General features: G+C 31.3%; 6 protein-coding genes. 3 read left to right on the top strand and 3 right to left on the bottom strand.

Annotation, left to right across the window (positions count from 1 at the left end):
- The 3 genes from PHC28_RS10545 to PHC28_RS10535 form a co-directional block, all read left to right on the top strand.
- A partial coding sequence (locus tag PHC28_RS10545) for a CHAT domain-containing protein (protein WP_300099817.1) occupies window positions 1–1749 on the top strand: 1749 nt, incomplete at its 5' end.
- Window positions 1746–2183: a retropepsin-like aspartic protease gene (locus tag PHC28_RS10540; protein WP_300099814.1), complete on the top strand. Its 438-nt coding sequence runs from the start codon at window positions 1746–1748 to the stop codon at window positions 2181–2183. The genes PHC28_RS10545 and PHC28_RS10540, both read left to right, overlap by 4 nt.
- A 63-nt stretch (window positions 2184–2246) precedes the next feature.
- Window positions 2247–2909, top strand: a complete 663-nt coding sequence (locus PHC28_RS10535; RefSeq protein WP_300099811.1) for a hypothetical protein — start codon at window positions 2247–2249, stop codon at window positions 2907–2909.
- 131 nt (window positions 2910–3040) lie between these two features.
- Here PHC28_RS10535 and PHC28_RS10530 read toward each other — a convergent pair whose 3' ends face one another.
- The 3 genes from PHC28_RS10530 to PHC28_RS10520 all read right to left on the bottom strand — a co-directional run.
- A complete protein-coding gene (locus tag PHC28_RS10530; RefSeq protein ID WP_300099808.1) occupies window positions 3041–6715 on the bottom strand; it encodes a restriction endonuclease subunit S in 3675 nt (1224 codons plus the stop codon).
- Window positions 6716–6870: 155 nt separating this feature from the next.
- Window positions 6871–8100 carry a 2-oxoglutarate dehydrogenase complex dihydrolipoyllysine-residue succinyltransferase gene (odhB, locus tag PHC28_RS10525; RefSeq protein ID WP_300099805.1) on the bottom strand — a complete coding sequence of 410 codons (1230 nt, stop codon included), beginning with the start codon at window positions 8098–8100 and terminating at the stop codon, window positions 6871–6873.
- 83 nt (window positions 8101–8183) lie between these two features.
- The coding region (locus PHC28_RS10520) for a 2-oxoglutarate dehydrogenase E1 component (RefSeq protein WP_300099802.1) at window positions 8184–10511 on the bottom strand (2328 nt) is incomplete at its 5' end.

The following is a 10511-nucleotide window of genomic DNA, read 5'->3' as shown; positions in this document are numbered from 1 at the left end:
AATTTATTATTACAACAAAAAAAATATTCCGAAGCGAGTTTAATGATTTCAACCGTTTTCAAAACTTTAATTCCCAATTATTCCAATCAAAAAAACATATTACCCAATTCAAATTCACTTTATCCCGAAACCGTGTTGCTTGACGCATTGGATTTGCAAGCCGAAATTTTTTCCGAACAAAATCTACCTAAAAAAGCTTTGGAAGCGTATGCACTTTCTTTTCAAATTGAGGATTTGTTTTCGAATTTATTGATTTATGAAAACTCTAAAATCATCAATCAAATCCGTATTAGAAATCGAACAGAAAAATGTATTTCTCTCTATGATTTTCTGTTTAAAAAAGAAAATAAAATCAGTTATATAGAAAGTGCTTTCCAACTTCAAGAACGAACGAAATCGGGTGTTTTGAAAAGTTATCTTTCCAATAAAAAAATTGCTTCAAAAGAAGAAAAATCAATTTTAGAGCAACTTCAAAATTCAAATAATGAAATCGTAAAAGAGCAGCAAAAAGGAGACTTGGCAAACGTTTCCAAAATAAATGAAGCCATAAAAAAGCAAAATGAATTGATGTTTTTATTAAAAGCAAAAAAAGCAAAAGAATCTAAAATATCGAAAACCGATTGCAATATTCAAGACTTATATTCTAAACTAGAAAAGGACAAAGCGATTATGGTGGAGTACTTTTCGGGGTTTGAAAAAATGTATTCTTTTACGCTATGCAACAAACAAATTAAAATGCAAACTTTTGATGGTTCAACTCATTCAACTGTTAAAATTTATCAATTTTTACTCTATTTTTCAGATGCAAATGCAATTATAAATGACATAAAAAGCTATAATCATTATGGCAATATTCTTTATGAATACTTAAAACTTCCAAAAAATACCGCATACCAAAACCTCATCATTGTTCCCGATGGATTATTGAATTTTCTTCCTTTCGAAGCCTTGATTACCCAAAAATCAACAACTACAAATTTTGCTGAAATGCATTATTTTCTGAACGCTTTTAAGATTGCATACAACAATTCGGCAAGTTTTTATCTAAATTCAAATCCTCTTTCAAGCAACAAGAAATCCGTTCTTGGGATTTTCCCTGTTTTCGAAAAAACAGCTTACGAATTGACGTTTTCCAAAGCTGAAATGCAATCTATAAAAAACAATTTTGATGGAAAGTATTTCGAAAATTCAGAGGCAACTTTCGATAATTTTAAAACAAATGCGGCTAAATATTCTATTTTACATTTAAGTACTCACGCGACTTCTGGCAATACCGAAACTCCTGCAAGCATTAAGTTTTATGATCAGGAAATTTTATATTCAGAGTTGTACAATCTCAACATCAATCCGGATTTGGTGGTTTTGAGTGCTTGTGAAACTGGAATTGGAAAACTCTACAAATCCGAAGGTGCAATGAGCGTTGCTAGAGGTTTTCAGTTTGCAGGAGCACAAAATTTATTGTTTTCGTTATGGAAAGTAAACGATTATACGACTTCGGTTTTTATGGATAGTTTTTATAAAAATATCAAAAATGGCGAATTCTATTTTGAGGCTAACGCCAATGCAAAACTGGATTTTCTGAAAGACAAATCGATTTCGAATGCTAAAAAATCGCCGTATTATTGGAGTGCTTTTGTCTATTATGGTGGAATTGAAGCTGCTGAAACCCTAACAAATTATTATTTTTATATTCTAGGATTATTGATTTTAATTGGATTATTTTTGGCCTTTAAACGCTTTCGAAAATGAAAACTCTTCCCGATATTCTTAAAAAAGAAAAGTACAAGAAAATAAATTTCAAAGTAACCAAAACGCAACATTTGCTCCTAAGAGCAAGTATCAATGGTGTGAAAGGGAATTTTATTTTGGATACTGGAGCCAGTTCGAGTTGTGTGGGTTTTGAAAGCGTCGAATTATTTTTATTGGAAGCCAAAAAGTCAAAAACACAAGCTTCAGGTGCTGGAGCAACTGGAATGTTTACTCAAATAGCTAATGGCAATCAACTTCAATTGGGCAGTTGGAAACTTACTGATTTTGAACTCGTAATTTTTGATTTATCACACGTAAACGAAGCTTTAATTCAATATAAAACAAAACCTGTTCACGGTATCATTGGCGCAGATATTTTAATGAAAGGTAAAGGAATTATTGATTATTACAATCATTGTTTGTATTTGCAGTAATATAAAAATCCACTGAAATCATAAATAAATATGAAATTTTATTTTAAAAATCAATTAACTCTTATGAGTGTTTTGTTATTTTACTGTTCTTGCAAAACTAACGAAATTAAAACATCAAAAACTTTTAATTTTAATGATTTAGTTGGATGGAAAAATGCTTCTCTTAATACTGGTAAAAAGATAAATTATTCCATTGAGAATGGAAATTTAAAAATATACACCAATGCCAACACTTGGGAAAGACCAAAAGTAAAAACAACTTCGAAATTTAGTGTTGGAACATACAATTGGAGGATTTTTATACCAGAAATTGGAACGGGTGATATGGCGAGTATTAGTGCCTTTTTGTATAATGACGATAGGCACGAATTGGATTTTGAGATTGGTTATGGGAATCAAATTGTTCGAAATCAATTAATGGCTCAACCTGACGACCTTATTGTTTATATGACTTCCCAAGCGAATCCACATCAATCTGTACAAAAAAAAATCAAAAGAGGACAATGGTATAATTTATCTTTAGAAATAAATCAAAATCAAAACGGACTTTACTTAGTTAATTGGAAAATTAATGATGTTGTTTTAGCAAACCTCCAACTTAATTATGGTTCCGAAACCAGTTTTTATATTTTTTGCAGTGTCGAAAATCTAAAATTTATAGGCAATCATATTCCTCAAAATAATAATTATGCTTTGTTTGATTTTGTGGAATTTAAGTCAAACTAAAAATCCCGTTCAATTTCTTAAACGGGACTATTAAAAGATAATTTTTATACTTTACAATTCCAAAGCTTTTTTAGCATTACCATCTCAAAGCAAAAGCCGTTCACAGCATAATTTTTATGGAATAAGAAATTCTATAAATATTTTTTTAAAACTACTTCTTTTAGTTTCGGAATTGCGTCAATCTCTTTTTCTAAAATTGCAATTTTTGTTTCAATTTTTACAATTTCTGAAACAATTTTTTGTTGTTCAGCAATTGGTGGAACTGCGATTTTAATTCCTTGAATTCTATCTATTGAAGCTCTTTTTGTTCTTGAAAACTCAAATGCTTTTCCTTCTTTTTCTAAAATAAAAGCTAAATATTTCTCATTAATAGAATTATCTTTTACCCTCAAAACACCACAATGATCTGTTGGATAAAATGGATAATCTTTTGGAAGATGATTTACCATCCAATCACCATCAATACCCCATAAAACAGATGATTTACTGAAATCTTCAATTAATAATTTATCAATACTTCCAAATGGTTCTATAACATTGGCACTATAAACAGGAATTTTTCCGTTTTCTACAAACTCATTTTTCAAGACACGTTTTCCAATAGAAACTTGAAAAATGTTTCCATCTCTTAACCTAACAACTTTATTTGCTTTTGATTCTGCTTGATTGAATAAGTTTACAATAGTTTCTTTACCTTTTTCAATTTCCTCTTTAGCTTTCTTTTCTTTTACTTCTAAAACTTCAATTTCTGAAACTATTTTTTGTTGAATGTCTAAAGGTGGAAGAGGGATTTTAAAATCTGAATATATTTGAGCATTAATATTTGGTTGAGAGCCTCCAGTCTGAACTGACTTAACCCAATTTTTATAATAGAATGTTTTTGTGATATTATTTAAAAAATCTGGAATAAGTAACTCCTTTTTAGTTTTAAATCTTATTAAATATCCTGCAAATAAAGCTTTCCCAAATTTCTCTTTATATAGAAATGTTTTACCTACTGTATTTCCAGATCTTGCGAATAAAAAATCACCATTATCAAGAATGTACTGATTTTCTACATTTTCAGAAGTTTTAAAGTCATCATTCAAAAATCCATCATCATTAATATCTGTAATTCTAATATATCTTAAATCGTTTTCTCTATTTCCATTTATTGCTTTTTCATTTGCGCCATATTGTGGTTCGTAACAAACTGTACCTAGTTTCACCAAATCCCATTTTGTTTCAAATTTTATTTTGGTTTTACCACTTGTTGAAAACTCTTTTTTAAATTCTGCTCTATCAAAGGATAAAATGTCTAATAAATCTATGTAGGATATGTTTTCTTTTAAACTTGGGTCAATATCCAAATTAGTATATCCTAAATAGGCATTATAAATATAGCTACTAGCTTTTGTTAAATCATTTTGGTCATTCACATTGTACAATTGAGTACAATCATTTATTGTTTTTCCTTTTTTCATAGAATGCATTCCTTCTCGCCCACGAGCGAGACTAAATTCATATCCTAAAAATCTTTTTTCTTTGTCTTTTTCACCACTTTTAATTAAAACAATGTTTTTTTGTGAATAAGCTAAATTGAAGTGTATCAATTTGTCTTTTTCAACTTCCATTAAATTATTCCAAAATTCACTCTCTTTAGTAAATTTTAATTTTTGACGATATTCTTTATAAATTTCGTGTTCTTCAATAGCTTTAGTTGGTTCTTTTTTCAATAAAGAAACATAATCTTCAAATGAAATACTTTCCCAAACATAGTTTACATATTTAGAAATAGGTTTTTCTATTTGATTAATAGTGTTATCATTAAAGTCAATGCAAAATTTATTTACATAATTTTTTAATTTTATATACTCTTGATTGTTTCTTCTTTTCAAAAACAAAACAATTGTTTTTGTTGGTGTAGCCATAAAAGTGTTTCTACCTAATTCGGCTATGGAAACAATATCAAAATATTGTAAAATTACTTCTCTAGCTTTAATATGAATTCCTCCATTGTTAAAAAATGAATCTGGTAAAACAATTGCTGCAATTCCATCATCTTTCAATAAATGTTTTGTTCTTTCTACAAATAAACACTCTATATCATCACTATTATCAGAAAGATATGGATATAAATTAAAATCATTTTGAGCACCAATATATTCTAAATCGTCTTTACAATCATTTACAGAATAAGGCGGATTTGAAAGAACCAATGAAAATTTAGCTTTTGTAGAATCTTCAAGATTTGTGTTGTCTTTCAATAATCCTTTGTAGGTTTTAGATGTTTCAAAACTATCTAAACCATCACCATGAATAACTTGCGCAACACCATCACCGTAGAAATAACATCCTACTTTTGCTACTTTTACTAAACGGTAATCTTTCTCAATACCATAAACATATTTTGCAGCCCATTCATAAGGATCAGCTTGCCAAGATTTTACTTGTTTTATTGCTTTTGGAAAGAAATTCTTCATTTCTTCTTCTTTGAAAGCATTAATAATATCTTGGTATTCTTCCATTGCTTCCGTAATGAAATGTCCGCTTCCTGCTGCATAGTCAATCACTGCTGGTAATTCAGGAGCTTCTTTGTTTACTTCTTTTTCTATCATTTGTTTGATAGGTATAGAGCGAACAATGAATTTTGTAATTGGTGGCGGTGTAAAATACTGACCTACTTCTTGCTTTAATCCTGTTGTCAATAATTTTTCGAAGAAATCAGACAAATGTTGTTGTTTTCTTGGATAACGAATTTGATACTTTTCTAAAAGTTTTACAACATCTTTCAATACACGTTGATTTTCATCAAAACTTGCATCGTCTAAAACTTCTTTTATTGCAAGTATGTTGTTGAATTTTAAAACTTTTTTCTTTTTCTCTAAAAGTTCTTCAGGTGAATTTGCTTTGAAATCTTTTTCATCTATCCCTTCAATTTCTTTTTGAAGAAAAGCAAATAAACCATCTTTATGTAAATTAATTAAACGAACTTGAAAATCTACCGCATTATCATCTTCTCTCCAATGAAATTCTAATTCGTCATTTTCTCTTTTAGCTTCATCATACAATTTTGCTAAAAAAAGATTGAATATTTTATTGAAAGCATTTGGTTTATCAGAAACAGAATGTTTACGAAGTATTGAAGCAAATTCGTGAAATATTTTGGTGCTTTCTGCTTCGTTTAATTCTTTTAAATCAGCTTTTGTAAATTTTTTGCTTTTAAAATCATACGGTTCATTTTCCCAAACACCTTGATACTTCGTGTTTTTGTTCCAAGTATTGTAGAAATCTTTTACAGTTGGTGCAAGTCTGTATTCTTCTTCAATTTTTACAATTTCATTTCTGTAAATAATTTTATCTTTTTCAAGTTTAGAAGCATAAAGCATTAAAATTTCAGCACTTTTATCTTGCTGAAAATAAGAAAAAAGTTGACCTCCATCTTTTTTCATTTTTTTTAATTCGTCATCAAACTCTTTTCCAAAAGTTTTACATTCTATCATCAAATAGGCTTTATCGTCCTTTTTTACAAGAATATCAAGCCTCCCTTTTTCTTGACGACCTAGTTTCCAAGTAGGTTCTAGAATAATATTTTCAGGTTTATAGCCTTTTTCAAGAAGCCTGTTTACGCATTCAAGAACTACAAAATTTTCTGCTTGTGAAAAGTTTTGAGTGGTTCTGCTTTCACAAATAATTTTATCTCCATAATCAATTGCTTCTTTGCAGAAATCCATTTCTAAAACATAACCGTCTTTATATTTTTTAATATAAATATCCTTTGCATTTTCTTTAGGCTGAAAACCAATTACTTGCGCTAGATTTTTCATATTATATTTATTTAAGTTAGTTAGGGCAAAAATATAATAAAAAAAAATTAATTTTCACGTATGGGTTGTAAAAATATACAACACATATTAACTAAAAAATCCCAAACTCCTGTAAAATTAGAATTTGGGATTTTTAATATTGAAAATAGTTGGATCTACAATTCCAAAGCTTTTTTAGCATTGCCATCCATCAATAATTCTAATGGATTTTCTAATGCTTCTTTTATTGCAACTAAGAAACCAACAGACTCACGACCATCGATAATTCTGTGGTCATAAGAAAGTGCTACGTACATCATTGGATGAATTTCCACCTTACCATTTACGGCAATAGGACGCTCAATAATATTGTGCATTCCCAAGATTCCTGATTGTGGCGGATTGATAATTGGCGTACTCAACATACTTCCAAAAACTCCTCCGTTTGTGATAGTAAATGTTCCACCAGTCATATCATCAACTGTGATTTGTCCGTCACGTGCTTTGATGGCTAATCTTTTAATATCGGCTTCAACTCCACGGAAAGTCAAATTTTCGGCATTGCGAACCACAGGAACCATTAACCCTTTTGGACCAGAAACAGCAATCGAAATATCGCAGAAATCAAATCCAATTTTATAATCACCATCCATCATTGAATTAACATCAGGATACATTTTTAGTGCTCTTGTCACCGCTTTTGTAAAAAACGACATATATCCTAAACCTAATCCTCCGTGTTTTGCTTTGAATGCATCTTTAAATTCATTTCGAATTGCATTTATTGGAGACATATTCACTTCGTTGAAAGTAGTCAACATTGCCGTTTCGTTTTTGGCAGCAACTAACCTTTCGGCAACTTTTCGACGCAACATTGACAATTTTGTACGTTCTGAACCCCGACTTCCACCTGTTGGAGTTCCCATTGATGGAGTTGCATTTACTGCATCTTCTTTAGTGATTCTACCGTCTTTTCCTGTTCCAATAATATCAGAAGGCTGAATGTTTTTTTCGTCTAATATTTTTCTTGCAGCTGGAGATGGTGTTCCAGAAGCATATGAAGTTGGAGCTACTGGAGCTGCTACTTTTACTTCTTCTTTCTTCACTTCAACTGGTTTTGCTTCTTCTTTTTTTACTTCTGCAACAGGTGCTGAACCAGATGGTTTTGCTCCTTCAGTATCAATTAAGCAAACTACTGCACCAACAGCTACCGCATCTCCTTCTTCAGCTTTCAGTGTAATGATTCCGCTGGCTTCTGCTGGTAATTCGAGTGTTGCTTTGTCAGAATCTACCTCAGCAATGGCTTGATCTTTTTCTACATAATCGCCATCTTTTACTAACCAAGTTGCGATTTCAACTTCTTTAATTGATTCTCCCGGTGATGGGACTTTCATTTCTAAAATCATCTTATATTATTTTAAATTATGAATTTAAATTGTTACTGTTTCAAGTTGGCTAAAATAAAACTTTAAGCCCAAAACAAATTTTCTTATCTTGATATATTTTTGTCAAAAACAAATTTCAAAGCTTCCGCGTGACGACGTTTTGATCTGGTATAACTTCCAGATGCTGCAGCAGCAAAAACTTTTAAGGAAGCTAATCTGAATTTTACCGTAGAAACATTCATCAACATATAACCGTAAGCTCCCATATTTTTAGGTTCTTCCTGAGCCCAAACATAATCATCCGCTTTTGGATATTTTGCTATAATTGCTTTTAATTGCTCTGTTGGTAACGGAAATAATTGTTCAATTCTCACTACCGCAACATCTTTTCTACCTAGATTTTCCCTTTCGGCAATGATGTCATAATAGAATTTTCCGGTGCAGAAAACTAATGAGGTTACTTCTTCTTTATTTACAGTTTCATCGTCTATCGTCTCTTGGAAATTTCCAGATGTAAATTCTTCAATCCCAGATACTACTCTTGGATCACGCAACAAACTCTTTGGCGTAAACACAATTAGTGGTTTACGGTAAGTAGTTTTCATCTGTCTTCTTAGTAAATGGAAGAAGTTAGCAGGCGTTGTACAGTTAGCGATAAACATATTTTGTCTTGCGCAAAGTTGTAGATAACGTTCCATTCTTCCTGAAGAATGCTCTGCTCCTTGCCCTTCATATCCGTGAGGTAGCAACATAACGATTCCGTTTTGATTGTTCCATTTGTCCTCGCCGCAAGAAATATATTGGTCAATCACGATTTGAGCTCCATTACTGAAATCTCCAAACTGTGCTTCCCAAATTGTTAATGTATTTGGGCTTGCCAAAGCATAACCATAATCAAACCCTAAAACTCCGTATTCTGATAAAAGGGAATTATAAACATAAAAATTTCCTTTTTTTCCTTCCACATTATTAACCAAAATTACTTCTTCTTCTGAGTCTTCTACTTTAACAACGGCGTGACGATGCGAAAAGGTTCCGCGCTCTACATCTTGTCCAGAAAGTCGAACATCAAATCCTTCTTTTAGAAGAGAACCATAGGCCAAATGTTCTCCCATAGCCCAATCCAATTTATTGGTTTCGAAAAACATTGTTTTTCTATCGTTTATTAATTTTTGAATTTTGTTGATGAATTTTTTATCCTCAGGCAAATTACAAACTGCATTCGCAACAGCTGTTAATCCCTCTTTAGAATAAGAAGTATCCACTTTTTTAAACATTTGAGCGATTCCCGCTTTTGAAAATCCTTTCCATTCATTTTGCATAAATGGAGTAATTATTGTCACTTCTTTTTTGCGAGATTCTTCGAGATTGACTTCGAGATTTGACTTGTATTCTACTTCCAATTCTTTTACATAATTGGCATCAATTACTCCTTCGGACAATAATTTTTCGGCATAAATATCTCTTGGATTTTTGTGCTTTGCAATAACTTTATATAATAATGGTTGGGTAAAACGAGGTTCATCTCCTTCATTATGACCATATTTTCTATATCCTAACAAATCGATAAACACGTCGCGGCCAAATTTCATTCTGAAATCCAAAGCGAATAATATGGAATGAACCACTGCTTCAGCATCATCAGCATTAACGTGTAATACTGGCGAAAGGGTTACTTTGGCAACGTCTGTACAATAAGTTGAAGAACGTGCATCGAGATAATTAGTCGTAAAACCAACTTGATTGTTGATTACAATGTGAATTGTCCCGCCAGTTTTATAACCGTCAAGTTGTGACATTTGTATAATTTCGTATAGAATTCCTTGTCCTGCAATTGCTGAATCTCCGTGAACGGCAATTGGCAATACTTTTGAAAAATCATCCGGGAAATGTCTGTCTTGTTTTGCTCTTGTAATTCCTTCGATTACTGCACCAACGGTTTCAAGATGTGAAGGGTTTGGTGCAAGATTGATATTAATTTTTTTACCTGATTTTGTAATTTTTTCGGCAGTAAGTCCTAAATGGTATTTTACATCTCCGTCAAAATCATCTTGACTATAATCTTTACCTTCAAATTCTCCGAAAATATCTTGGGTTGACTTGCCAAAAATGTTTGCCAAAACATTCAAACGTCCACGGTGTGCCATTCCCATTACGAACTGCTCCACTCCTTTTTCAGCAGCTTTTTCAATCAAAGCATCAAGTGCTGGAATGATAGATTCACCACCTTCAAGAGAAAATCGTTTTTGACCCACATATTTAGTGTGCAAGAAATTCTCGAATGAAACAGCTTGATTTAATTTGTTTAGGATTTCCTTTTTTCCGTCATTAGAATAAATAGGATGATTATCATTATGTCCAATTTTATTCTGAATCCATTGAATATCCTCAGGTTTTCTAATGAACATATATTCAACTCCAATGGATTGACA

The organism is Flavobacterium sp., assembly GCF_028712645.1.
Taxonomy (GTDB): domain Bacteria; phylum Bacteroidota; class Bacteroidia; order Flavobacteriales; family Flavobacteriaceae; genus Flavobacterium.
The sequence above is the reverse complement of the archived record's forward strand: the minus strand, read 5'-3'. Positions and strand labels throughout refer to the sequence as shown.

What these genes read in the sequence shown, in the direction of transcription:
- PHC28_RS10540 (WP_300099814.1), top strand. Translation starts at nt 1,746, where the DNA reads ATGAAAACTCTTCCCGATATTCTTAAAAAAGAAAAGTACAAGAAAATA.
- PHC28_RS10535 (WP_300099811.1), top strand. Translation starts at nt 2,247, where the DNA reads ATGAGTGTTTTGTTATTTTACTGTTCTTGCAAAACTAACGAAATTAAA.
- PHC28_RS10530 (WP_300099808.1), bottom strand. Translation starts at nt 6,715, where the DNA reads ATGAAAAATCTAGCGCAAGTAATTGGTTTTCAGCCTAAAGAAAATGCA.
- odhB (WP_300099805.1), bottom strand. Translation starts at nt 8,100, where the DNA reads ATGATTTTAGAAATGAAAGTCCCATCACCGGGAGAATCAATTAAAGAA.